This window comes from Streptomyces sp. NPDC006326, from assembly GCF_040612915.1.
In the GTDB taxonomy this organism is placed as follows: domain Bacteria; phylum Actinomycetota; class Actinomycetes; order Streptomycetales; family Streptomycetaceae; genus Streptomyces.
This window is the reverse complement of the sequence record NZ_JBEXRC010000007.1, coordinates 40148-63667: the sequence shown is the minus strand read 5'-3', so window position 1 is coordinate 63667 and position 23520 is coordinate 40148. Positions and strand designations below refer to the sequence as shown.

The 23520-nt window shown below is 71.7% G+C and carries 21 protein-coding genes and 1 tRNA gene; 8 read left to right on the top strand and 14 right to left on the bottom strand.

Going from position 1 to position 23520, the window contains the following annotated elements; genetic code table 11:
* Positions 1–76: 76 nt before the first annotated feature.
* Positions 77–1063, bottom strand: coding sequence for a helix-turn-helix transcriptional regulator (locus ABZ128_RS07940; RefSeq protein ID WP_356846779.1), 987 nt, complete (start codon positions 1061–1063; stop codon positions 77–79).
* A 275-nt stretch (positions 1064–1338) separates the two neighbouring features.
* On the opposite strand from ABZ128_RS07940, the gene ABZ128_RS07935 reads away from it, so the two are divergent.
* The 4 genes from ABZ128_RS07935 (at position 1339) to ABZ128_RS07920 (ending at position 5926) form a co-directional block, all read left to right on the top strand.
* Positions 1339–1539, top strand: a complete 201-nt coding sequence (locus ABZ128_RS07935) for a hypothetical protein (protein ID WP_356846778.1) — start codon at positions 1339–1341, stop codon at positions 1537–1539.
* Positions 1540–1545: 6 nt separating this feature from the next.
* Entirely contained in the window at positions 1546–1815 is a 270-nt protein-coding gene (locus tag ABZ128_RS07930) for a hypothetical protein (RefSeq protein WP_356846776.1), read from the top strand.
* A 149-nt stretch (positions 1816–1964) separates the two neighbouring features.
* The gene (locus ABZ128_RS07925) at positions 1965–3989 is read left to right on the top strand and encodes an FG-GAP-like repeat-containing protein (RefSeq protein WP_356846774.1); all 2025 of its coding nucleotides are present in this window, start codon (positions 1965–1967) and stop codon (positions 3987–3989) included.
* Between the two features lie 95 nt (positions 3990–4084).
* Positions 4085–5926 carry a transglycosylase family protein gene (locus ABZ128_RS07920; RefSeq protein WP_356846773.1) on the top strand — a complete coding sequence of 614 codons (1842 nt, stop codon included), beginning with the start codon at positions 4085–4087 and terminating at the stop codon, positions 5924–5926.
* Between the two features lie 99 nt (positions 5927–6025).
* On the opposite strand, the gene ABZ128_RS07915 is transcribed toward ABZ128_RS07920, so the two are convergent.
* The 4 genes from ABZ128_RS07915 to ABZ128_RS07900 form a co-directional block, all read right to left on the bottom strand.
* Positions 6026–6098, bottom strand: a tRNA-His gene (locus tag ABZ128_RS07915).
* Between the two features lie 107 nt (positions 6099–6205).
* Complete coding sequence (gene orn / locus ABZ128_RS07910) at positions 6206–6808, bottom strand: oligoribonuclease (protein ID WP_356846772.1); 603 nt, start codon at positions 6806–6808, stop codon at positions 6206–6208.
* Positions 6809–6877: 69 nt separating this feature from the next.
* Entirely contained in the window at positions 6878–8050 is a 1173-nt protein-coding gene (locus ABZ128_RS07905) for a helix-turn-helix domain-containing protein (RefSeq protein WP_356846771.1), read from the bottom strand.
* Between the two features lie 374 nt (positions 8051–8424).
* On the bottom strand, positions 8425–8757 hold the full coding sequence (locus tag ABZ128_RS07900; protein ID WP_356846770.1) for a hypothetical protein: 333 nt from the start codon (positions 8755–8757) through the stop codon (positions 8425–8427).
* Between the two features lie 445 nt (positions 8758–9202).
* Here ABZ128_RS07900 and ABZ128_RS07895 point away from each other — a divergent pair, with 445 nt between their 5' ends.
* Positions 9203–9733 (top strand): universal stress protein, encoded by a 531-nt coding sequence (locus ABZ128_RS07895; protein WP_356846768.1) that lies wholly within the window; start codon positions 9203–9205, stop codon positions 9731–9733.
* Positions 9734–9832: 99 nt separating this feature from the next.
* Positions 9833–10399, top strand: a complete 567-nt coding sequence (locus tag ABZ128_RS07890) for an acetate uptake transporter (RefSeq protein WP_356846766.1) — start codon at positions 9833–9835, stop codon at positions 10397–10399.
* A gap of 135 nt (positions 10400–10534) precedes the next feature.
* On the opposite strand, the gene glmS is transcribed toward ABZ128_RS07890, so the two are convergent.
* From glmS to ABZ128_RS07875, 3 genes are all read right to left on the bottom strand, one after another.
* A complete protein-coding gene (glmS, locus tag ABZ128_RS07885) occupies positions 10535–12352 on the bottom strand; it encodes a glutamine--fructose-6-phosphate transaminase (isomerizing) (RefSeq protein ID WP_356846765.1) in 1818 nt (605 codons plus the stop codon).
* Between the two features lie 50 nt (positions 12353–12402).
* On the bottom strand, positions 12403–12678 hold the full coding sequence (locus ABZ128_RS07880; RefSeq protein WP_356846763.1) for a hypothetical protein: 276 nt from the start codon (positions 12676–12678) through the stop codon (positions 12403–12405).
* Positions 12679–12797: 119 nt separating this feature from the next.
* Positions 12798–13694, bottom strand: coding sequence for a DUF4429 domain-containing protein (locus ABZ128_RS07875; RefSeq protein WP_356846762.1), 897 nt, complete (start codon positions 13692–13694; stop codon positions 12798–12800).
* 51 nt (positions 13695–13745) lie between these two features.
* Between ABZ128_RS07875 and ABZ128_RS07870 the strand changes: the two genes are divergently transcribed.
* Positions 13746–15329 carry a beta-N-acetylhexosaminidase gene (locus tag ABZ128_RS07870; RefSeq protein ID WP_356846761.1) on the top strand — a complete coding sequence of 528 codons (1584 nt, stop codon included), beginning with the start codon at positions 13746–13748 and terminating at the stop codon, positions 15327–15329.
* Positions 15330–15743: 414 nt separating this feature from the next.
* Positions 15744–16409 (top strand): hypothetical protein, encoded by a 666-nt coding sequence (locus tag ABZ128_RS07865; protein ID WP_356846760.1) that lies wholly within the window; start codon positions 15744–15746, stop codon positions 16407–16409.
* Positions 16410–16418: 9 nt separating this feature from the next.
* Here the strand turns inward: ABZ128_RS07865 and ABZ128_RS07860 are convergent, their stop codons facing one another.
* The 6 genes from ABZ128_RS07860 to ABZ128_RS07835 form a co-directional block, all read right to left on the bottom strand.
* A complete protein-coding gene (locus tag ABZ128_RS07860) occupies positions 16419–16856 on the bottom strand; it encodes a hypothetical protein (protein WP_356846759.1) in 438 nt (145 codons plus the stop codon).
* A 398-nt stretch (positions 16857–17254) separates the two neighbouring features.
* Positions 17255–18133 (bottom strand): siderophore-interacting protein, encoded by an 879-nt coding sequence (locus ABZ128_RS07855; protein ID WP_356846758.1) that lies wholly within the window; start codon positions 18131–18133, stop codon positions 17255–17257.
* A 3-nt stretch (positions 18134–18136) separates the two neighbouring features.
* A complete protein-coding gene (locus ABZ128_RS07850; protein WP_356846756.1) occupies positions 18137–19177 on the bottom strand; it encodes an ABC transporter substrate-binding protein in 1041 nt (346 codons plus the stop codon).
* Positions 19178–19319: 142 nt separating this feature from the next.
* A complete protein-coding gene (locus ABZ128_RS07845; protein WP_356846754.1) occupies positions 19320–20480 on the bottom strand; it encodes an acyl-CoA dehydrogenase family protein in 1161 nt (386 codons plus the stop codon).
* Between the two features lie 7 nt (positions 20481–20487).
* Positions 20488–21420 (bottom strand): hydroxymethylglutaryl-CoA lyase, encoded by a 933-nt coding sequence (locus ABZ128_RS07840; protein ID WP_356846752.1) that lies wholly within the window; start codon positions 21418–21420, stop codon positions 20488–20490.
* Positions 21417–23510: a biotin carboxylase N-terminal domain-containing protein gene (locus ABZ128_RS07835; RefSeq protein WP_356846751.1), complete on the bottom strand. Its 2094-nt coding sequence runs from the start codon at positions 23508–23510 to the stop codon at positions 21417–21419. Before ABZ128_RS07835 ends, ABZ128_RS07840 begins: the two co-directional genes overlap by 4 nt.
* Between the last annotated feature and the right edge of the window lie 10 nt (positions 23511–23520).

Sequence of the window (23520 nt, the reverse complement as noted above, 5' to 3'; positions counted from 1 at the left end):
CTTCGGAAGCCCTGCTCAGCCGCCTGCCGCGGCCGGACGCCGCCGCACGTGCCGTGGCGCGGCGGGACTCATGCCCTCACAGCCAGCCGCGCTGGGCCGCCTTGAGGCCCGCCTCGAACCGGCTGGTGGCGTGCAGGCGTTCCATCAGCCCGGCCATCTGGCGGCGCACGGTGCGCAGCGAGACGCCGAGGCGCTTGCCCGCCACCTCGTCCGTCAGCCCCGATGCCAGCAGCTTGAGCAACTCCCGCTCGCCGGCGCTGATCCCGTCCTCGGCCGGCTGCTTGAGGTCCGCGCCGAGCGGCACGGCCGTCTCCCAGGTCTGCTCGAAGAGGGTGATCAGCGAGGCGACGATGCCCGGCGCCGTGGTGCACAGCGCGCCGAGCCGGGAGTTGGCCGGATCGATCGGGACGACGGCGGTCGTCCGGTCGAAGACCAGCAGACGCGGCGGGAGCACGGGACTGGTGCGCACCTGGCCGCCGCGTTCGGTGGTCCACTGGGCATAGCCGAGGGTGGCCGGGTCGTTGCGGACGCTGTCCTGGTAGACGGCCCGCAGGTCGACGCCACGGGCCAGGGCCTGCTCGTCCAGCGGGCGCGAGGCGTCCAGGCTGGCCTGGGACTGGGCGCCGCCCGGGATGATCGCGAGGCATTCCCCGGTGAGGTCGCGGGTCAGCAGCTCCAGCCGCGACTGGATGGCGTCCATGCCCACCAGCCGCTCCGTACCGTCGGTCTCCGTGTTCGGCCGCAGGCCGGCGTACTCGGCGATGGCCCGGGCCGCCGCCGCCTTGCCGGCGGCGAGCTCCTGCTGGCGCCGCGCCAGGTCCTCCTCCTGACGGCGCAGGATCAGATCCAGGCCCACCTCGGGGCTGACGGCGCGCAGACCGCCGGAGCTCTCCCGGGAGGAGGTCAGGAGCTCCAGGTCGACGAGCCGGTCCAATGCGTCCCGTACGCGGGCCTCCGGAAGGCCCACGCGCGCGCCCAGTTCGGCCAGCCCCCCGGACGGATCCGCCAGCATCCCCCGGTACACGGACTCCACGTCCCCGTCGAGCCCCAGTGCTTCCAGCATGTTCAGCCCCCCAGCTGTTCGGTACGGACGGGCTGGTCAGACCGCCTGTAGATGATCTTAAGCACCCCTGCCGGCAGCCCGGTCGGGAGGCACCAAGCTGCCTGGCAGCGTGGTGACAGCCGCAACCCCTTCCCGAGGTCCGGACCGGCCAGCAAGATATTGATCACCGGGACGGCGGGGTACGAAAGCCCCCCCGAGGCCAGGGCCGAAAGGCCGTGCCGAGCAGCGCGCACCACCCGCACCACACCACTCCACTCCACGCCCAGGGGAAGACCATGTCTCGCACCACGCACTTCATCGCTGCCGCCGGCCTCACCGCTCTGCTCTCCGTCGGCGCCGCCACCGCCGCCGTCGCGGCCCCGACCGCCGGCGCCGGTGTGATCGGCTGGGACTCCTCCCGCGCGGTCGCCGCCGACGCCCCCGTCATCGGCTGGGACTCGGCCGCCGCCGACAAGCGCGTCATCGGCTGGGACTGACCGCGGATGCGGGTCATCCAGGCCTCGTTGCACCGCTCGCCTCCCGGACCGGCCCCCCAGGGCGCCGCTCCCCTCATCCACGACCTGCTCTGGGCGCACGCCACGCTCGCCGACGGCCTTGAGCACATCAGGCCCCGCCCCACCGAGTACGGCCTGGACCTCTTCCTCTTCGTCCGCGCCCACTGCGACGCATCGGCCCTGGAGCAGATGCGCACGCTGCTCACCCGGGCCGACACCCCCATCGCCGCGCACGGTTTCACCGTCGCCGCCCCCTGAACTTCCGGCCGGACGTCCGGCGCACGCCGCGCCCCGCCGGGTCATGCCCCGCGTCGACGCCCCGACGCAGCACCGAAGTACGCACCGCGCACCCACACCACCGCACGCCATTGCGAGGGCACCGCCGTGCCCGATTCCAGGAGACCTCCATGTCCAGCACCAAGAACCCCCTGCGTCTGAAGAGCGGGCTCGCCGCCCTCGTCGCCGCCGCCGCGATCACCGGTCTGGGCATGGCGCCCGCCCATGCCGCCTCGGAGCTGGACCAGATGGCCGCCCTGGCCAAGAGCCAGAACGGCAACGGGCCGTGTGCCAACGGCGGTTACGACGACAACATCAACCAGAACAACAGCTGTGACGGCTACGGCGGCCAGTCGCACGCCTGGTGCGCCGACTTCGTGGGCTGGGTCTGGTCCCACTACAACGTCACGGGCATGAGCACCCTCACCGACGCCGCCGCCAGCTTCTACGAGTACGGGGTGAAGTACGGCACCAAGTCGAGCACCCCGCACGTCGGCGACGCCGTCGTCTACGGGTACTCCAACGGCTACGCCCAGCACGTCGCCATGGTCACCGCGGTCAGCGGCGACGTGGTGACCGTCACCGGCGGCAACCAGGGCCACAGCACCAACCCCGAGGGCATCGTCAGCACCTACTCGACCACCTCGTACCGGGTGGGCCAGGCGCCCTGGGGCCAGACCATCAGCGCCTACATATCGCCGAAGCTCCAGGCCGCCACCCCGCCGAAGGTCGGCCTGGGCGGGATCGGGGCCACCGCCTCCGGCGTGGCGAACCTGTCCGCCTCGACCACGGCCGGCACGTACCCGGTCGCCTCCGTCCAGTACTACGTGGACGGCAAGCCGGTCGGCCCCAAGCTGACGAAGGCCCCGTACGGCTACGCCTTCGACACCAGCCGGGTCCCGGACGGCAAGCACATCGTGTCCGTCGAGGCGACCGACACCAACGGCAACACCGGCACCTCCCGTGCCCAGGTCATCACCTCGAACGGCGAGGCCACCTCCACCTTCCAGGCGGACTTCAACGGGGACGGCAAGGCCGACGTCGGCGTGCTGTACGACTACGGCCAGGAGGACGGCGGCGTCTTCCACTCGGCGCTGTGGACCTACACCAGCAACGGTGCGGGCTTCAACGCGCCGGTGAAGGTGTGGGACAACGTGAGCTCGGGTGCCGGTTCGTGGAACTGGGACCGCTCGAAGGTGACGACGGGGGACTTCAACGGGGACGGCAAGTCGGACATCGGCGTCCTCTACAACAACGGCCAGGACGCGGACGGCACCAACCACACCGCCCTGTGGACGTTCACCAGCACCGGCAGCGGCTTCGCCAACCCGGTCAGGAAGTGGGAGAGCACCGGCTCCTGGAACTGGAACCGTTCCAAGCTGACCTCCGGTGACTTCGACGGCGACGGCAGGACCGACGTCGGCGTGCTCTACAACAACGGCCAGCAGGCCGACGGCAAGAACATCACCGCGCTGTGGACCTTCACCAGCACCGGTTCCGGCTTCAACGCACCGGTCAAGAAGTGGGACAACGACGACACCACCACCGGTTCGTGGAACTGGGACCGCTCCAAGGTGGTGGCCGGGGACTTCACCGGCGACGGCAAGGCCGACGTCGGCGTGCTGTACGACAACGGCCAGCAGAGCGACGGCAAGAACATCACCGCCCTGTGGACCTTCGCCAGCACGGGCTCCGGTTTCAACGGCCCGGTCAAGAAGTGGGACAACGACGACACCACCACCGGTTCCTGGAACTGGGACCGCTCCAAGGTCACGGTCGGCGACTACAACGGCGACGGCAAGGCCGACGTCGGCGTCCTCTACAACAACGGCCAGACCGAGGACTCCCGCAACGTGTCCGCGCTGTGGACCTTCACCAGCACCGGCTCCGGCTTCAACGGTCCCGCCAAGAAGTGGGACTCCGGCAGCGGCAGCTGGAACTCCAAGACCAGCAAGGTCACCTCGGGTGACTTCGACGGTGACGGCAAGACGGACGTGGGCGTGCTCTACGGCTACGGCCAGCAGGACGACGGCACCAACCGGACCGGCCTGTGGAAGTTCACCAGCACCGGCTCGGGCTTCAACAACCCGGCGATGAGCTGGGACAGCGCCGCCGCCTTCGGCAGCTGGAACTGGGACGCCGGCAAGCTCGCCTGACGGCCGGCCGGCCGCTGACCGGGGCGGCGGGGACCAGTTCCCCGCCGCCCCGGCCCCCTTCCCCGCACCCTTCGGCTTCAGGAGCAGAAACCACCGTGTCCCGCCCCCGCACCACGCCCGTCGCCCGCACCGCCCGTCTCGCCGCCGCCGTCTCCCTCGTCTCCGTGGCCGGCATGGCCGCCACCCTCCTCGCCGGCGTCCCGGCGACCGCCGCCTCGGTCAGCACCTGGGACAAGGTCGCCCAGTGCGAGTCCGGCGGAAACTGGGCCATCAACACGGGCAACGGCTTCTACGGCGGCCTCCAGTTCACGCAGTCGTCCTGGGAGGCGTACGGCGGTCTCCAGTACGCCTCGCGAGCGGACCGGGCCACGAAGCAGCAGCAGATCCTGACGGGCGAGAAGCTCCTCAAGGCGCAGGGCCAGGGGGCCTGGCCGAACTGCGGGCCGGCGGCCGGGCTCGGAGCCGACCACGCCGACCCCTACCCCGACCCGGTCCCGCCGGTGTCCAAGGTCACCGGCCCGGGTGCGGGCACCGTACTGACCGGCCCGGTCGCGCTCACCGCCTCGGTGACGGACGCGGTCGGCACCCCGACCGGCGCCACGTTCTACGTGGACGGCACGGCGGTCGGCACGGACAGCGGGTCCGGTCCCTCCTACGCGGTCACCCTCGACACCGCGGGGCTGGCCGACGGCCCGCACACGCTCACCGTGAAGGCCGTGAACGACGCCGGCCAGACCGGGCCCGCTTCGGCCGGGGTCTCCTTCTTCACCGCCAACCGGTCCACGGCCACCCAGGCCTCGGGCGACTTCAACGGGGACGGCAAGGCCGACGTCGGCGTGCTGTACGACTACGGCCAGGAGGACGGCGGCGTCTTCCACTCGGCGCTGTGGACCTACACCAGCAACGGTTCGGGCTTCAACGCGCCGGTGAAGGTGTGGGACAACGTGAGCTCGGGTGCCGGTTCGTGGAACTGGGACCGCTCGAAGGTGACGACGGGGGACTTCAACGGGGACGGCAAGTCGGACATCGGCGTCCTCTACAACAACGGCCAGGACGCGGACGGCACCAACCACACCGCGCTGTGGACGTTCACCAGCACCGGCAGCGGCTTCGCCAACCCGGTCAGGAAGTGGGAGAGCACCGGCTCCTGGAACTGGAACCGTTCCAAGCTGACCTCCGGTGACTTCGACGGCGACGGCAGGACGGACGTCGGCGTGCTCTACAACAACGGCCAGCAGGCCGACGGCAAGAACATCACCGCGCTGTGGACCTTCACCAGCACCGGTTCCGGCTTCAACGCACCGGTCAAGAAGTGGGACAACGACGACACCACCACCGGTTCCTGGAACTGGGACCGCTCCAAGGTGGTGGCCGGGGACTTCACCGGCGACGGCAAGGCCGACGTCGGCGTCCTCTACAACATGGGCCGGCAGGCCGACGGCACCAACCTGACCGCGCTGTGGACGATCACCAGCACGGGCTCCGGTTTCAACGGCCCCGTCAAGAAGTGGGACAACGACGACACCACCACCGGTTCCTGGAACTGGGACCGCTCCAAGCCCGTCGCCGGCGACTTCAACGGGGACGGCAAGACCGACGTCGGCGTGCTGTACGACAACGGGCAGGACGCGGGCGGCACGAACCACACCGCCCTGTGGACCATGACCAGCACCGGGGCGGGCTTCGGCGGCCCGGTCAGGAAGTGGGACTCCGGCAGCAACAGCTGGAACGCGGACGCGAGCAAGGTCACCGCCGGCGACTTCGACGGCGACGGCAAGACGGACGTGGGCGTGCTCTACAACTACGGACAGCAGAGCGACGGCACCAGCCGTACCGGCCTGTGGTCGTTCACCAGCACCGGCAGCGGCTTCGCGGCCCCGCTGAAGAAGTGGGAGAGCACCGGCTCCTGGAACTGGTTCCGCAGCGACCTCGCCTGATACGTAAGGGCTGTATCGGCGCTCCAGGTGTTACCGAGCTGGGGCGGTGGACAAGCAGAAGACCCCGGTCCGCATGAGCGGACCGGGGTCTTCTTGCAGGGTGAGTGACGGGACTCGAACCCGCGGCCACCTGGACCACAACCAGGTGCTCTACCAACTGAGCTACACCCACCATGTCCGGTCGGGAAACCGACCGGCCGAAGAAAAGGGTACAGGGTCCGAGAGGGTGCTCGCTCCTCCCTTTGCTCCGCCCCGTCTCCGGAGGGTCCCGGCCGGGTCCTACTCGGCGGGCAGGGTGTGCTTGGCCGCGATCGCCCGGGCCGTGTCCGAGTCGGGTCCGGGCTGGGGCACGAAGACCGCCTCCCGGTAGTAGCGCAGCTCGGCGATGGACTCCTTGATGTCCGCGAGGGCCCGGTGGTTGCCGTTCTTCGGCGGGCTGTTGAAGTAGGCCCTCGGGTACCAGCGGCGGGCCAGCTCCTTGACCGAGGACACGTCCACGATCCGGTAGTGCAGGTGGCTCTCCAGGGCGGGCATGTCACGCAGCAGGAAGCCGCGGTCGGTGCCGACCGAGTTTCCGCACAGCGGAGCCTTGCGCGGCTCCTTCACGTGTTCCCGTACGTACGCCAGGACCTGCGCCTCGGCATCCGCCAGGGTGATCCCGTCGGCCAGCTCGGCGAGCAGGCCGGAGGCCGTGTGCATCTCGCGCACCACGTCGGGCATGGTCTCCAGGGCCGCGTCCGGCGGGCGGATCACCAGGTCCACGCCTTCGCCGAGCACGTTGAGCTCCGAGTCGGTGACCAGCGCGGCCACCTCGATAAGTGCGTCGTCCGTCAACGAGAGCCCGGTCATCTCGCAGTCGATCCACACCATGCGATCGTTCATGCGTCCACCTTATGCGGAAGGTCCGCCCCCTCGGTGACGACCGAGGAGACGGACCTTGCCGGCATACGGCTACGCGTGCTCGCGCAGGACGCGGCCCGGGGCGTACAGCTCCGTCACCGTCGGCCCGGCCGCGGCCAGGGCCGCCGCCGCCCGCTGGGGCTGCGGAGTGCGCTGGTGCGGCACCGGCCCGCCGGAGATCTCCGCCACCTGCGCCACGTCGGTCTGCGGCCGACGGGCCCGGTAGGCGGAGCGGTACGCGGCCGGGGAGGACCCCAGCTGCCGCCGGAAGTGCCCGCGCAGGGCCACCGGCGAGCGGAATCCGCAGCGTCCCGCGACCTCGTCGACCGAGTAGTCGGAGGTCTCCAGCAGCCGCTGTGCCTGGAGCACCCGCTGGGTGATCAGCCACTGGAGCGGCGCGCTGCCGGTCAGCGAGCGGAAGCGCCGGTCGAAGGTGCGCCGGCTCATGTAGGCGCGGGCGGCGAGGGTCTCCACGTCGAACTGCTCGTGGAGGTGCTCCAGTGCCCAGGCGACGACCTCGGCCAGCGGGTCGGCGCCGATCTCCTCCGGCAGAGACCGGTCGAGATAGCGCTCCTGGCCGCCCGTGCGGCGCGGCGGGACCACCAGCCTGCGGGCCAGCGCGCCGGCCGCCTCGCTGCCGTGGTCCGTGCGCACGATGTGCAGGCACAGGTCGATTCCGGCCGCGGTTCCCGCCGAGGTGAGCACGTCACCGTCGTCGACGAACAGCTCGCGCGGATCGACGTGGACGGACGGGTACCGCTTGGCCAGCGTCGGCGCGTACATCCAGTGCGTCGTCGCGGGCCGGCCGTCCAGCAGACCGGCGGCGGCGAGCACGAAGGCTCCCGTGCACAGTCCGACGATCCGGGCGCCCTCCTCGTGGGCCTGACGCAGGGCGTCGAGGGCCTCCGGAGGCGGCGGCGATGTGATGGAGCGCCATGCGGGCACGACGACCGTGCCTGCCCGGGCGATCGCCTCCAACCCGTACGGCGCGGTCAGCTCCAGTCCGCCGGTGGTCCGCAGCGGACCGTCCTCCCCGGCGCACACGAGCAGTCGATAGCGTGGAACTCCCGCGTCCTGCCGGTCGATGCCGAACACGGAGAGTGGAATGGAGCTCTCGAAGATCGGTCCGCCGCTGAACAGCAGCACCGCGACGATCTCCCTGCGGCGACGCCCCGCGAGCTTCCGGCCGGCGTCCGTGACGACGGCGGTGGAATCCTGGCTCATGGCTAAGCCCCCCTTGGGTGTCGCGACTCCTTGGTCTGGTCGCACCTGCACGTTTCCCCTCGGCCTTGCACGTGGATCCCCCGCCGTAAATACATGATCGAATCTACTGCGTCCCGTGGTGTCGGCGTGACAAGTTCAGCACGCAGCGCTATGTCGACTTGGCAACTTGGCGAAAAGCATTCGATCAGGAAGCGTTCCACTCCGCTACCGAAGTGGGAAGCTCGCGCTCCGGCCGTGGCCAGTACCCATAGGGTCGTGGCGCCCCCCTGGCCCTGTCGTCGCTGGTGGTGGGGGGGTTGGGGGGACATTCCGACAAGACCGGCACCCTGCCGGGAAGTTGGCTGAAAACATGCGGGTGTGGGCGTACGAATAAGTCAGTCCTGGGGGGCGATCCCGCCGGGACCGGAGCAGCCGCGGCGTCCACCGCCCCCGGACGCGGCCCCGCCGCGCGAATGCCGGCGGCGCCGGCCGGGCGCCGGGCGGTCTTCGGCCAGGACCGCGGCGGCCGCCCGCTCGGCCTTCTCGGAGCAGCGCAGCATCGCCCGGCACGCCGCGGTGACGGCGGCCAGCCCGAAGGTCGCGACGGCGGCCCCGCCGAAGGAGGTCCCGTAGATGACGAGCACCACCGGGACCAGCAGGCAGCTGAAGGCCGCCCAGCGCACCACGTCACCCGCAGGGTCGTCATGCGGGCGCCGGGGGGATGGCACGGACGGGTGAAGGGGGGCGGGGGTGAAATGCGGGTTCGTGTCGACGCGGTGGGCGGACCGAGCGGACTGGGCGGGCTGGACGGGGTGAACCGGATGGCCGGGCACGGCGTGCTCCCTGCGGGCTCTTCCTGGACGGTCGGACGCCTGACCAACGGCCTGCGCAGGGCCTCGGTCACTGCGCTCACGGGTGGTGAACGGGGCGCCTCGTCACTGGCTGTAGGGAGCAGCGGCCATTGCCAAGGAGCCCTCGCTCCGGCATGCTCCCTGGGACGCTCTCCAAGGGCGGCAAGCCCTGTGCAGGACAGGAGTGTCGCCGTACCCTGGGGGTAACGGGCTTGGGAAGATGGTTCCCGGACAGAGCTCCGTCACCCTGAGTCGTCGTTTTCGCCCACCGTCGCCCCGTCGCCTTGTCCCTTCGCCCGAGGACCTCTTCGCCGAGACATCCATGGCCGGTCACGAATTCCCCGAACCAGCGGACCGCAAGCGCAAGCCCCTCGCCGACCACGCGTCGAGCGACCTGCGCGCGGTGGAACAGACACGCCACGCCTGCGACCCGGCCTTCCGGCACGGGGTCGTGGTGGGCTTCGACGGCTCGACCTCCAGCGAACGCGCCCTCGCGTACGCGATCGGGATGGCCCGCCGGTCCGGATCCGGTCTGATCATCGTCCACGTCGCGAACCGGCTGCCCACCACCGTGTGGGCGGGCTGCGAGCCGCCCGTCTTCGTCGACGTGCCGGACCACCGCACCGAGGTGCTGGGGCTGGAACTGGCCTGCGCCGACTACCTGGCCGAGGTGCCCTGGATCCTGGTGGAGCGGGGCGGGGACATCTGCCACGAGCTGGAGGAGGTCGGCCGGGAGTACTCGGCGGACGCCATCGTGGTCGGCTCCACGCACGGGATCGTCGGCCGGATCTTCGGCTCGGTGGCGGGGCGGCTGGCCAAGCGGGCGCAGCGACCCGTTGTTGTCATTCCGTAACCCGCTGTATGTCGGTTGTGCGGTTGTGAACCCCTATGTAAAGGGTAGATAAGTGCTGCTGGGACGCAGCAAACAACTGCAGATCGAAGGGAGCCCGCCGTGGACAATGGTGTCTCTGCGGGAAGCACGGCCTCGACTTCGACCCTCGGGCACATAGCCCTGGGTCTCACCCTTCTCGCATTCGGTATCGGCCACACCGGCATCATCGACGGCGTGTCCGCTGCCAGCTCCGTGTCGCTCGCGATGTACGTCGGCGGCGCAGCCCTCTTCCTCCTCGGCCTCCTGGAGTACCGCGGCGGCAACGGGTTCAACGGCACCGCGTTCGCGGGCCTCGGCATCTTCTGGTTCACGTGGGCCAAGGGCGCGGGCGCGTCGGTCTCCGACGAGGCTGCCGGAACGTTCCTGGTGCTCTTCGCGATGCTCGCGCTGACGCTCACCCTCGCCGCCGCGAGCGGTGTCTTCGGCCAGGGCGTGTACGCCCTGCTGACCCTGTCCCTGCTCCTGCTGGCCATCGCCTCGTTCGCCGACAGCGGCGCACTGGCCAAGGCCGGCGGCTGGGTCGCCGCCGTGTCCGGCCTGCTGGCCTGGTACGGGGCCACCGCGGCCCTCGCGCACTGGCCGATGGCGCTCGGCAGGTCCCGCAGGGGCGCGGTCGCCGCGGGCTGAGCCCACCGCGCCGGCGCGGCCCGGCAGGACCGCAGCACGGCAGGACCGCAGCAACGGCAGGACCCCCGGGCGCAGGGCGCCCGGGGGTCCTGTCGTGGCGTCCGGCCGCTGCCGGCCGCGCGCTCGCCCGGCCGACTACTCGACGGTGACGGACTTCGCCAGGTTGCGCGGCTTGTCGATGTCCCGGCCCAGGGCCAGGGCCGTGTGGTACGCCAGCAGCTGGAGCGGGATGCCCATCAGGATCGGGTCCAGCTCGTCCTCGTTCTTGGGCACGAGGATGGTGTGGTCCGCCTTCTCCTGCTCGCGGTGGGCGACCGCGAGGATCCGGCCGCTGCGGGCCTTGATCTCCTCCAGCGCCGCGCGGTTCTTCTCCAGCAGGTCGTCGTCCGGGACGATCGCGACCGTCGGCATCGCCGGCTCGATGAGCGCCAGCGGGCCGTGCTTGAGCTCCGAGGCGGGGTAGGCCTCGGCGTGGATGTAGGAGATCTCCTTGAGCTTCAGGGAGGCCTCCAGGGCCACCGGGTAGCCGCGGACCCGGCCGATGAACATCATCGACTTGGCCTCGGCGTACTCGGCCGCGAGCTGCTTGATGTCCTCCTCGCCCTTGAGGATCTCCTCGATCTGGGCGGGCAGCCGGCGCAGGCCCTCGATGATCCGCTTGCCGTCGGTGACCGACAGGTCCCGGATGCGGCCCAGGTGCACGGCGAGCAGCGCGAAGGCCACGACGGTGTTGGTGAAGCACTTGGTGGAGACGACGCAGACCTCGGGGCCGGCGTGCACGTACACGCCGCCGTCGGCCTCGCGGGCGATCGCGGAGCCGACCACGTTGACCACGCCGAGGACGCGGGCGCCCTTGCGCTTGAGTTCCTGGACGGCGGCCAGCACGTCGTAGGTCTCACCGGACTGGGAGACGGCGATGTAGAGGGTGTCGGGGTCCACGACCGGGTTGCGGTAGCGGAACTCGGAGGCCGGCTCGGCGTCCGCGGGGATGCGGGCCATGCTCTCGATGAGGCCGGCGCCGATCAGGCCCGCGTGGTAGGAGGTGCCGCAGCCCAGGATCTTGACGCGGCGGATGCCGCGCGCCTCGCGGGGGTCCAGGTTCAGGCCGCCCAGGTGGACGGTGTTGAAGCGGTCGTCGATCCGGCCGCGCAGCACGCGGTCGACCGCGTCGGGCTGCTCGGAGATCTCCTTGTGCATGTAGGTGTCGTGGCCGCCCATGTCGTACGAGGCGGCCTCCCACTCCACGGTCTCCGGGGTGGCGGTGGTGGTGGCACCGCTGGTGGTGTAGGTGCGGAAGTCGTCGGCCTTCAGGGTGGCCATCTCGCCGTCGTCGAGGGTGACGACCTGGCGGGTGTGGGCGACCAGCGCGGCGACGTCCGAGGCGACGAACATCTCCTTCTCGCCGATGCCGAGGACGACGGGGGAGCCGTTGCGGGCGACGACGATGCGGTCGGGGAAGTCGGCGTGCATGACGGCGATGCCGTAGGTGCCCTCGATCGCCTTGACCGCCTCGCGGACCTTCTCCTCCAGCGTGTCGGCCACGGAGCGCGCGATCAGGTGGACGATGACCTCGGTGTCGGTCTCCGAGAGGAAGACCACACCGTCGGCCTCCAGCTTGGCGCGGAGCTCGGCGGCGTTGTCCACGATGCCGTTGTGGACGACCGCGACCTTGTTCTCGGCGTCGAGGTGCGGGTGGGAGTTGATGTCGCTCGGGGCGCCGTGGGTGGCCCAGCGGGTGTGGGCGATGCCGGTGGTGCCGGCGAAGCGCTTGGGCACCCGGGATTCCAGGTCGCGCACGCGGCCCTTGGCCTTGACGACCTTCAGCGCCGCGGACTTCGGGCTGTTGACGACGATGCCCGCGGAGTCGTATCCGCGGTACTCCAGCCGCTGCAGGCCCTCCAGCAGCAGCGGAGCCACGTCGCGCTTGCCGATGTATCCCACGATTCCGCACATGAAGTGTTGCCCCTCCTGAGGTTCGGTTGCCGTGCCGGTCGCGCCGGTGCTCAGCCGTAGACGATGCGGCGCAGCTGCCGCAGGGACAGCTGCGGCGGCGCCACGGCACGGTGCGGCAGCTCGGCCGCGATGCGCTCGAAGATCTCCGCATTGACCGCGCCGCCGGACTGGAGCTCCCGGTGCCGGCGGCGGACGAATTCCTCGGTCGTCTCGTCGAAGTACGCGAGTACGTCGAGCACCACCCGGGCGGCCTCGCCGCGCTGCAGCGAGGTGCTGCGCACCAGGTGGTCGACGAGGTCGTCATGGGACGGGCGGCGATCGAGCACCCGTAGATACTGACCGGACTCCCCTGGGAAAGCAAAGATCCTGCCCGAATCCGGGCAGGATCGCTCTGGTATGGACCAGGGGAATCCTTTCATCCGGTTAGAAAAGGGTGCAAAAAGGGTCAGAAGCGGCGCAAAACGGCCTGTTTGGCCGCGGTGAACTCGTCCGCCGTGAGGATGCCCGTCTGGTGCAGCTCGCCGAGCTCCCGCAGCCGGCGCAGCAGCGCGTCGTGGTCCTCGGCGGCCGCAGGCCCGGGGGCCGCCGCCGCGAGCTCCGCCACCGGCGCCACGGCCGGGACGGGGGTGGGCTCCACAGGGGTGGCCGGATGGGGCATCCGCACCGCCACCGCCGCCGCGACCAGCGCCATCAGCGGGTCCTTCTTGAAACCGAACAGCTCCACCGTGTGCGGGTCGTACTTCGGCGCCGGAGCCGGCGGGGCACCCGCCAGGGTGAAGCGGATCCAGCCGTTCTCCAGCCCCTTCGACGGGGACCACTCGACCGCCTTCACGTCCGCGACCCGGAACTCGCGCGGACCGCCGGAGCTCTTGGCCTCCTCCGTCGTCCAGTTCCAGTCCAGGACCACCCGGTCGCCGTCGAAGGCCACCGTCCCGTCCCCCGCCCCCACCGTGATCGGCACGGCCGGACCGGGCAGCAGATAGGCGTCGACCGGGCCGGACGCCACCTGCTCCAGCAGCAGGGCGTTCCGCACCTCGTCCACGAAGTACTCCGCCACCCCGGCCCGGTCCGCCTCCACCGTCAGCCGGTACGGGTCGGAGGCGTCCGGCAGCCGCCCGCCCGTCACCTGGAGCAGGGGGTCCGCGCCGTCACGCAGCCGCAGCCTCAGCCGGCCCGCCTTGCGGCCCGGTTCGTAGGAGACCCCGGCGAGCGCCCGCAGCGGTACGACCACCTCGCCCAGGGTCTGGCGCAGCAGCCCCACCCCCTTGTCGCGGCCGGGCACGATCCGCACCGCGTCGCCCTCGAAGGTCCATGTGCCGTCCTTCTGGATGATTTCCGCCATCCGGCGATTCTCGCACCGTCCAGGGAAGGCCAGTTGGCCTATACCTGGGCCATGAGAGTCCTGCGACGCACGCTCGGAACCCTCCTCTTCCTCGGCGCGGCCGTCTCCTGCGCCCCCGCCCCCGGTGACGACGCCAGACCCGGGGCCGTGCGCCCCGCCGTCCTCGCCCCCTACGAACGGCTCCTGCCGGCGCCCGCCTCCGCCCGCACCGGGGGCACCGGGTACGTCTTCGGGGCGGGCACGGTCATCCGTACCGGCCCGGGCGGCGACGAGGAGGTCCGGGGCGTCGGCGAACTCCTCGCGGAACAGCTCCGGACCTCCAGCGGACTGCCGCTCCCGGTGGTCGGCGGCTCCGAGGGCGACGGGGTGCGGCTGCTGCTCGACGAGGGCGCCGAGGGGGTCGGCGACGAGGGCTACCGGCTGGAGTCCGGCCCCCGCGGGGTCACCCTCACCGCCCGGACCCCGGCCGGCCTCTTCCACGCCGGCCAGAGCCTGCGCCAGCTGCTGCCGGCGTCCGGGCCGGGGACGGTGCCGGGCGGGGAGATCACCGACGCGCCCCGCTTCGCGTACCGCGGGGCCATGCTCGACATCGCCCGCCACTACTTCACGGTGGAGCAGGTGAAGCGGTACGTCGACCAGATCTCCGCGTACAAGGTCAACACCCTCCACCTGCACCTCACCGACGACCAGGGCTGGCGGATCGCCGTCGACGGCTGGCCGCGGCTGGCGGAGTACGGGGGCGGCAGCGAGGTCGGCGGCGGCCCGGGCGGGTACTGGACGAAGGACCAGTACCGGGACCTGGTGGCCTACGCGGCCCGGCGCTACGTGGACGTGGTCCCGGAGATCGACATGCCGGGGCACGTGAACGCCGCCCTGGCCTCCTACGCGGAGCTCAACTGCGACGGCAAGGCGCCCGAGCGCTACACGGGGACCAAGGTCGGCTTCAGCTCGCTGTGCGTCGGCAAGGAGCGCACGTACGAGTTCATCGACGAGGTGCTCGGCGAACTCGCGGCGATCACCCCGGGCCGCTACCTCCACATCGGCGGCGACGAGGCGCACTCCACCCCGGCGGCGGACTACGCGGCGTTCATGGACCGCGCCCAGGAGGTCGTGGGCCGCCACGGCAAGACGGTGGTGGCCTGGCACCAGCTGGCCGCGGCCCGCCCCGCGCCGGGCGCGGTCCTCCAGTACTGGGGCCACGACCGGACCCCCGACGCGGAGAAGACGGCGGTGGCCGCCGCGGCGAAGGCGGGCCACCCGCTGATCCTGTCCCCGGCGGACCGGCTGTACCTGGACATGAAGTACGACGTCACGACCGGGCCGGGCCTGAACTGGGCGGGCTTCGTCCCGGTCAAGCGCGCCTACGACTGGAACCCGGGCAGCTACCTGGCCGCGTCCGGAGTCCCGCAGTCCGCGGTCCTGGGGGTGGAGGCACCCCTGTGGACGGAGACCATCGCCACCCGCTCGGACCTGGAGTTCATGGCCTTCCCGCGGATCCTCGGCCTGGCCGAACTCGGCTGGTCCCCGGGCCCGGCGAACTGGCCCTCCTACCGCCAGCGCCTGGCCGCCCAGGCCCCCCGCCTGGACGCCCAGGACACCACGTACTACCGCGCCCCGGACGTGCCCTGGGGGTGAGCGGGCGAGTCCGCGGGCGTCCGGGCGGCACGGAAGCTGCCGGGCCGGGCCGAGGCCGGGGCCGCCGTCAGCCGGGTGGCGCGGCTCCGCATGCGACGGCGGCCGGCGGCGCCCACATTGGGACCATGCCGCAGCCGCCGCCGTCCTCGCGCCCGCGGGCCGCGCAGGAACGGAACCCCCGCCCGCCGCCACCGAGGACGTCGACGTTCCTCGACAAGGCGGCGTACGTGGCGGCGCCGGGGACCGCGGTTTTCGGCCTGCTCTACTACTTCGGCAGCACCTACACCCAGGCGTACTACGCCACGTTCGGGGTGCCGCCGGGCGGGCTCCAGTACTCCGTCCAGGATTACGTGGTGAAGAGCCCGCGGGCGATCTTCCTCCCGATCTGTCCTGCTGATCCTCGGGCTCGCCCTGGTGTTGCTGTTCGGCTGGCTGGGGCACCGGCTGGCGGGCCCCGGCAACAACGAGCGGCGCCGCGTCGTGGCCCGCTGCATCCTCACGGTCGGCCTGCTCATGGTGGCGCTGGGCTTCCCCGTCTTCTTCGACCCGTCCTGGTGGGCGAGGGAAGTGCTCGGGGTGATCCCGCAAGGAGCAGCGCACGAGCTCCTGCCGTCGCTCGTGGTGGCCCTGGGAGCCGCACTGGTGATCTTCGGCCTCCAGTTGCGCTGGGGCCCGACCGGTCATGGTCCCGACCGGCGCACTCCGACCACCCGGCGGCTGCTGCTCGTCGGAGAGGGTCTGCTCCTCGGCGTGCTGACCATGAGCCTGTTCTTCGACGCGGCCCGGTACGCGACGATGGCGGGTGAGAGCGAAGGCTGGAGGGACGCGTTGAAGGGCTTCACGAACAGCCCTGTGACCGTGGTCTATTCGAGCGTGCGGCTCGGGGACAGCCCCCCAGGGGTCCAGTTCACGGACTTGGGCAGCGGGAGCGGGCCCTACCGGTACCGGTACAACGGTTTCCGGATCCTCGTGAAGTCCTCGTCCCGCTTCTACCTCGTCACGCGCGAATGGCTGAACGGCAGGGCCACGGTCGTGCTGCCCGACGACGACAGCGTGCGCGTGGTGGTGGGCGGGAAGTGAGCCCGGCGTTCACCTCGGACGGGGCGGGGCGTACGCCGGTTCGTCGACCGGCGGGCTCTGCGTGGTGTCGGTCCCGTCGGACGGGGGCTCCGCACTGCCGGTCTCGGTCGGCGTCCCCTCGGGAGTGCTCGTCTCCATGCCGGTGGGGGCCGGCGGTTGCGCGCCGACGGCCTCGCCGGACAGGGGCGCGCTGAGCGTGCCCAGCGAGGTGCTGACGGCCAGCGCTCCGGTGTACGGCCCCGGCTCCGCGGCCACGTGCCTGACCGTGACCTCGCACGAACCGCCGGGGGGAAGCGAGGCACCGGTACAGGTGTCGTCGCTGACCTCCATCCGGCCGCTGTCGGAACTCGCGGACACACGGGATACCGCCAGGTCCTCGCCCTGGTCGTTGGTCACCTTGACCAACCCGCCGGTCGGCTCGCCCACCTCTGCCGTCGGGATCTCCACCTTCGGCTGGGACTGATCGCCCCGGCTGCTCGCGATGAGACTCGCCAGGGTATTGGTGGGTTCGGGCTGGCGCGGCGCTGTCGACGCGGCCCCCTCGCCCTTCGTACCTCCTCCCTGACAGCCCATGGCCAGAGCCGCTGCCAGGGCGACCGTCGCCGCCGACCGAAAACCACGGCCGATTGAAGTCATCAAGGCGTAACGCCTCCGCTCCCGCTCGACTGGCGATCAACCTTTCACGAGGAGACCCCCCGACCGGCCGGATTCCGCCGGTGACACTGAGTAATGGCACGAATGGACGCGCCCTCCGCGGCCGGCGGCGCACCTACGAGCGACCGGGGCGCGCCCGCCCCTTGATTCACCCTCCGGACTCCGAACTGCCGGGGTGCACAGCCGAGTCGCTACAGTTCGGCGGTCGGCTCCTCGCTGGGCGCCTGCCCCGCATACGCCTGCGCGAGGAGCTCCTCCTCGCTCGCGCCGAGCCGCCAGTACCCGGTGAACCGCACGGCGCGCCGGTCGACGGACCGTTCCTTCACGAGGTGGCGGCGTACCGCCCGGACCGTCCCCGACTCGCCCGCCACCCAGGCGTACGGTGCTTCGGCGGCAGGCAGGTGCGCCGACCGGACCACCTCCAGCAGCCGCTCGGTACGCTCCCGGCCCGTGCCGTCCTCCCGCACGACCCAGGTGATGTCCGCGTCGGCGCGGGTCGGCAGGGCGAGCCGGTCGTCCGGGTGCGGCACCTCGAACCAGGCGGTGACCTGCCTGCCCTCCGGGAGGCGTTCGAGGATCGCGGCGGCCGCCGGGAGGGCGGTCTCGTCGGCGTACATCAGCAGGGCGTCGGTGCCGGCCGGCGGCCGGAAGCGTACGGACTTGTTCTGCGCGACGGCCGGGCCGATCGCCTGGATCCGGTGGCCCGGGACGGCCCGCCCGGCCCAGGAGGAGGCGGGCGATGCGCTTGCGTGCAGGACGAAGTCGACGTCGACCTCGACCGCGTCCGTGCCCGTACCGCGCTGCTCGCGGACGGTGTACGAGCGCATCACCGGGCGTTCCTCGTCCGGCATCGCCCGCCAGGCCGCGAACCAGGTGTCCTCGTCGGTGGACGGGAGGGGGGTGTGGTCCCGGTGCGGGGGCGGCAGGAACAGCGACAGGCTCTGGTCGTAGCCGCCCGAGCGGAAGTCCGCGAGGGACCGGCCGCCGAAGGTGACCCGCAGGAAGGAGTGTCCGAGCCGGAGCGTGCGGACCACGTCGAGGGTGAAGAAGCGGAAGTCGGCCACGGTCACGGGTCAGCCGGCCTTCTTGGCGTTCCGGAGGGCCTTCGCGAGGTCTTCCAGGATCCGGGCGCACCTGTCGTAGGAGTAGACCGGCTCGGTCACGCGGGGGGTGACCTGGCCGGCCTTGACCGCGGGCAGTTCGTTCCAGGTGGGCTTGGACGTGAGGTCCTGCGGCTGGAGGGCGCCCGTGCGGTTGTCGAGCAGGATGAGGTCGGCCTGGTACTTGCCGGCGTTCTCCCAGCTCAGGCTCTCGTAGAAGCCGCCCTGGTCGAGATGCTCCGGAATCACGAACTGGACGCCGAGCTGCTCGAAGTACTTGAGGTCGGCGGAGGTCTTCGGGGTGGAGACGTAGAACAGGTCGGCGGAGCCGGAGCCGGCGAGCACCTTCACGCCCGGGTTGGCCTTCGCGGCCTCGCGCACCCTGGCGGCGGCGGCCTCGAAGCGGGCCTTGGCGTCGAGCGTCTGCTTGGCGTTCAGGTCGGCGCCGAGGGACCGGGCCAGGTCGGCCGTGCGCTCCAGCGCCTTGTCGAGGGAGGCGTCGCCGCCCACCGAGATCGCGGCGGCCGGGGCCAGCTTGAGGATCTTGTCCTTGGAGGCCGGCGGCAGGTACCAGTAGCTGCCATCCCAGGTGTTGGTGACCAGCAGCTCCGGCTGGAGGGCCGCGTACTTCTCGACGTTGAACTCGTCGTAGGCGTTGCCGAGGATCTCGACCTTCGAGATGTCCAGTGAGCCGGCCTGGACGTCGGGCTTGCCGTCGGCGGTCTTCGTCGGGCCGAACACGCCCTTGACCGGGACGCCGTAGTCGTACAGCGCGGCGGCGGTGCCGGTGAAGGCCACGATGTTCTTCGGCTTGGCCTTGAGGCTGATCTGCTTGCCGAGGTCGTCCGTGAAGCTCCAGGTGCCCGCTGCGGCGGCGCCCTGGCCGGTGGTGCCCGTCTCGCCCTTCGCAGAGCCGGAGCCGCCGCACGCGGTCAGCGCCGCGACGAGGCCGAGGGCGCCGCCGGCGGCGAGGAGTCCGCGGCGGGAAAGGGGTGAGATACGGGACGTGGGCATGGCGATGTCCGCTTTCGTGCGAGCCGGCGGCCGCGGGGCGTTCGCCGGGGCCGTTCACAAGGAAGGTTAGCCTAACCTTCCTTAAGAGCGGCAAGGGGACCCTGACCTGCCTGTCGGGGTCCCCTCCGGTGTGCGAGACCGGCTAGCCGGCGAAGCCCAGCTCGCGGGCGATGAGCATCCGCTGCACCTCGCTCGTGCCCTCGCCGATCTCCAGGATCTTGGAGTCGCGCCACATCCGGGCCACGGGGTACTCGTTCATGAACCCGTAGCCGCCGTGGATCTGCGTGGCGTCGCGCGCGTTGTCCACCGCCACGGTCGAGGAGTACAGCTTCGCGATGGCCGCCTCCTTCTTGAACGGCTCCCCGGCCACCAGCCGGGAGGCCGCGTCGCGCCAGCCGATCCGGGCCATGTGGGCGCGCATCTCCATGTCGGCCAGCTTGAACTGGATGGCCTGGTTGTCGCCGATCGGCCGGCCGAAGGCCTTGCGCTCCTTCGCGTACTTCACCGACTCGTCCACGCAGCCCTGGGCCAGACCCGTGGCGAGCGCCGAGATGGCGATGCGGCCCTCGTCGAGGATGCGCAGGAACTGGGCGTAGCCGCGGCCCTCTTCGCCGACCAGGTTGGCCAGCGGCACCCGTACGTTGTCGAAGGCGAGCTCACGGGTGTCCGAGGCGTTCCAGCCGACCTTGGAGTACGGCGCGGCCACCGTGAAACCGGGGGTGCCGGACGGGACGATGATCGAGGAGATCTCCGGGCGGCCGTCCTCCTTGCGGCCGGTGACCGCGGTGACCGTGACCAGACCGGTGATGTCCGTACCGGAGTTGGTGATGAAGCACTTCGAACCGTTGATCACCCACTCGTCGCCGTCGCGCACGGCGGTGGTGCGGGTGCCGCCCGCGTCGGAGCCGCCGTCCGGCTCGGTCAGGCCGAAGGCGCCCAGCACCTCGCCGGAGCACATCTTCGGCAGCCACTCCTGCTTCTGCTCCTCCGTGCCGAAGAGGTAGAGCGGCATGGCGCCCAGGGAGACGCCGGCCTCCAGGGTGATGGCGACCGAGGAGTCGACGCGGGCCAGCTCCTCCAGGGCGATGCCGAGGGCGAGGTAGTCCCCGCCCATGCCGCCGTACTCCTCGGGGAAGGGCAGCCCGAACAGGCCCATGCGGCCCATCTCGCGGACGATCTCGTACGGGAACTCGTGCCGCTCGTACAGGTCGCCGATCTTGGGCGCGATGACGTCGTGCGCGAACTCCTCGACGGTGCGGCGGAGTTCCTCGTGCTCGGGGGTGAGCCGGTGGTCGAGGGACATGGTGTTCTTACTCCTTGTGGGAGAGGGCGCGGACGGTACGGGAGGGGCTGGGCCGCCCCAGCTGTTCGGCCATCCACACGCTCGTGGCGGTGAGGGCGGCCAGGTCGACCCCGGTCTCGATGCCGAGGCCGTCGAGCATCCACACCAGGTCCTCGGTGGCGAGGTTGCCGGTGGCGCTCTTGGCGTACGGGCATCCGCCGAGACCGCCTGCGGAGGCGTCGACGGTGGTCACGCCGTGCTGGAGCGCGGCGAGGGTGTTGGACAGGGCCTGGCCGTAGGTGTCGTGGAAGTGGACGCCGATCCGGTCGACGCCGACGCCCTCCTCGCCCAGGGCCTCCAGCAGCGCCCGGACATGGCCCGGGGTCGCGACGCCGATGGTGTCGCCGAGGCTGAGCTCGTCGCAGCCGAGGTCCAGCAGGGCCTTGGCGACGCGGACCACCTGGTGGACCGGGACCGCGCCCTCCCAGGGATCCCCGAAGCACATGGAGAGGTAGCCGCGCACGTGCGCCCCGCCCTCCCTGGCCCGCGCCACGACGGGCTCGAACATGGCCAGGGACTCGTCGACGGTGCGGTTGAGGTTGCGGGAGGCGAAGGTCTCGGTCGCCGAACCGAAGACGGCGATCCGGGTGGCCCCGAGCGCGAGCGCCCGGTCGAGCCCCCGCTCGTTGGGGACGAGCACGGGCAGGGCCGCGTCCACGTCGGAGAGCAGCGGGAACAGCTGCTCCGCGTCCGCCAGCTGGGGCACCCACTTGGGGTGCACGAAGCTGGTCGCCTCCACGGTGTCCAGGCCCGCCGCCGCGAGGCGGTGGATGAACTCCGCCTTCACGGCGGTGGGGACGGCCGTCTTCTCGTTCTGCAGTCCGTCGCGGGCGCCGACCTCGTGGATCCGCACGCGGGCGGGCAGGCCGGGCGCCGGGACGGTCATGGGCAGGCCGATCATGCCGCCTCCTCCTCTTCTTCCGGGGTGACGACGGCCAGGACCTGGTCCATGGCGACGGTGGTGCCGGGGGAGACGTCCAGCTCGGTGACGGTGCCGGCGTGCGGGGCGGAGATGACGTGCTCCATCTTCATGGCCTCGACCACGAGCAGGCTCTGTCCGGCCGCCACCTTGTCGCCGACGGCCACCTTGACGACGGTGACGGTGCCGGGCATGGGGGCGGCGAGGGTGTCGGCGCCGGACCGGCCGGCGCCGGTGAGCGCCGCGGCGACGGGGTCGTGGTGCTGCACGTGCCAGGAGTCGGCGTCGCGCCCGAGCCAGACCCCCTCGGGGGAGGCGGCGTGGCTGAACCGGTGGGTGATGCCGTCGAGTTCGATGGTGAGGTCGTGGGTGGTGCGGGCCACGATCCGGCCGCGCGCCGGTGCGCCGGGGCTCTGCCCCGGGCCCCGCGCCTCAGTCGCCGGCGAGGCTGACGCTGCCCCGGCCGGATCGGCGAGGAGCAGCTCCTGCTCCGAGCCGCGCGCGCGGGTGCGGACCTCGATCGGGTCGAGGCCCGGGAGGCGGAAGTGGTGGACCGTCCAGGCGGGCGTGCCGCCGAGGCGCCAGCCGCTGGCGGTGTCGAACGGGTCGACCCATCCGGCGTGCCCGGGCTGCCCGGCCGGTCCGTTTCCGGAAGGGGCGGGCCGGGCGAGCGACAGCAGGGCCGCCGCCGCGTACACCTCCGGCGGGACGCCGTCGGGCAGGAGCGTGGCCAGGTCCCGCTCCACCAGCCCGGTGTCCAGGTCCCCGGAGACCACGTCCGGGTGCGCCAGCAGCCTGCGCAGGAACCCCGCATTGGTCTGGACGCCGAGGATCACCGTGTCGGCGAGCGCCCCCCGGAGCACCCGCAGGGCACTGGCACGGTCGGGCCCGTACGCGATCACCTTCGACAGCATCGGGTCGTACGTCGACCCCGTGTCCACCCCGGCCACCAGGCCCGAGTCGGTGCGCACCGCACCGCCCGACGGCTCGGACAGCGCCAGGACCGTACCGCCGGACGGCAGGAACCCGCGCGCCGGGTCCTCCGCGCAGACGCGGGCCTCGATGGCGTGCCCGGTGAGCCGGACCCCGGACTGGTCGAATCCGAGCGGCTCGCCCGCCGCCACCCGCAGCTGCTGCTCCACCAGGTCCAGGCCCGTGATCAGCTCCGTGACGGGGTGCTCCACCTGGAGCCGGGTGTTCATCTCCATGAAGTAGTACGAGGACGGGTCCCCGCCCGGCACGATGAACTCCACCGTGCCCGCGCCGACGTACCCGCACGAGCGGGCCGCCTCCACGGCCGCCGCGCCCATGGACGCCCTCAGCTGCGGTGTCAGCAGGACCGAGGGCGCCTCCTCGATGACCTTCTGGTGGCGCCGCTGGAGCGAGCACTCGCGCTCCCCGAGGTGGACCACGTTGCCGTGCGCGTCCGCCAGCACCTGGATCTCGATGTGCCGCGGCCGGTCCACCCACCGCTCCAGGAGCAGGGTGTCGTCGCCGAAGGAGGAGCGGGCCTCGCGGCGGGCCGCCGCGATCTCCTCCGCCAGCACGGCCGCGTCCCGGACCAGCCGCATGCCCTTGCCGCCGCCGCCCGCGGAGGGCTTCAGCAGCACCGGCATGCCGATCTCCTCCGCCGCCGCGACCAGGTCGGCGTCCGACAGGCCGCTGCCGGAGGAACCGGGCACCACCGGGACACCGGCGGCCCGCACGGTCTCCTTGGCGCGGATCTTGTCGCCCATCAGGGAGATGGCCGAGGCCGGCGGGCCGATGAAGGCCAGGCCCGCCTCCGCGCAGGCCGCCGCGAAGGCCGCGTTCTCCGCGAGGAACCCGTACCCGGGGTGGACCGCCTCGGCCCCCGTACGGCGGGCCGCGTCGAGCAGCCGCTCCACCGACAGGTAGCTCTCGGCGGCGGCCGCCGGGCCGATCCGGACGGCCGTGTCGGCCTCCCGTACGTGGCGGGCGTCCCCGTCCGCGTCGCTGAAGACGGCCACCGAGCGCACACCGAGCTCCCGCAGCGTGCGGATGACCCGGACCGCGATCTCGCCCCGGTTGGCGACCAGAACAGTGCTGAACATCGAAGAGGTC

What these genes read in the sequence shown, in the direction of transcription:
- ABZ128_RS07845 (WP_356846754.1), bottom strand. Translation starts at nt 20,480, where the DNA reads ATGTCCCTCGACCACCGGCTCACCCCCGAGCACGAGGAACTCCGCCGC.
- ABZ128_RS07835 (WP_356846751.1), bottom strand. Translation starts at nt 23,510, where the DNA reads ATGTTCAGCACTGTTCTGGTCGCCAACCGGGGCGAGATCGCGGTCCGG.
- ABZ128_RS07850 (WP_356846756.1), bottom strand. Translation starts at nt 19,177, where the DNA reads ATGCCCACGTCCCGTATCTCACCCCTTTCCCGCCGCGGACTCCTCGCC.
- ABZ128_RS07930 (WP_356846776.1), top strand. Translation starts at nt 1,546, where the DNA reads ATGCGGGTCATCCAGGCCTCGTTGCACCGCTCGCCTCCCGGACCGGCC.
- ABZ128_RS07925 (WP_356846774.1), top strand. Translation starts at nt 1,965, where the DNA reads ATGTCCAGCACCAAGAACCCCCTGCGTCTGAAGAGCGGGCTCGCCGCC.
- ABZ128_RS07935 (WP_356846778.1), top strand. Translation starts at nt 1,339, where the DNA reads ATGTCTCGCACCACGCACTTCATCGCTGCCGCCGGCCTCACCGCTCTG.
- glmS (WP_356846765.1), bottom strand. Translation starts at nt 12,352, where the DNA reads ATGTGCGGAATCGTGGGATACATCGGCAAGCGCGACGTGGCTCCGCTG.
- ABZ128_RS07940 (WP_356846779.1), bottom strand. Translation starts at nt 1,063, where the DNA reads ATGCTGGAAGCACTGGGGCTCGACGGGGACGTGGAGTCCGTGTACCGG.
- ABZ128_RS07905 (WP_356846771.1), bottom strand. Translation starts at nt 8,050, where the DNA reads ATGAGCCAGGATTCCACCGCCGTCGTCACGGACGCCGGCCGGAAGCTC.
- orn (WP_356846772.1), bottom strand. Translation starts at nt 6,808, where the DNA reads ATGAACGATCGCATGGTGTGGATCGACTGCGAGATGACCGGGCTCTCG.
- ABZ128_RS07875 (WP_356846762.1), bottom strand. Translation starts at nt 13,694, where the DNA reads ATGGCGGAAATCATCCAGAAGGACGGCACATGGACCTTCGAGGGCGAC.
- ABZ128_RS07840 (WP_356846752.1), bottom strand. Translation starts at nt 21,420, where the DNA reads ATGATCGGCCTGCCCATGACCGTCCCGGCGCCCGGCCTGCCCGCCCGC.
- ABZ128_RS07870 (WP_356846761.1), top strand. Translation starts at nt 13,746, where the DNA reads ATGAGAGTCCTGCGACGCACGCTCGGAACCCTCCTCTTCCTCGGCGCG.
- ABZ128_RS07895 (WP_356846768.1), top strand. Translation starts at nt 9,203, where the DNA reads ATGGCCGGTCACGAATTCCCCGAACCAGCGGACCGCAAGCGCAAGCCC.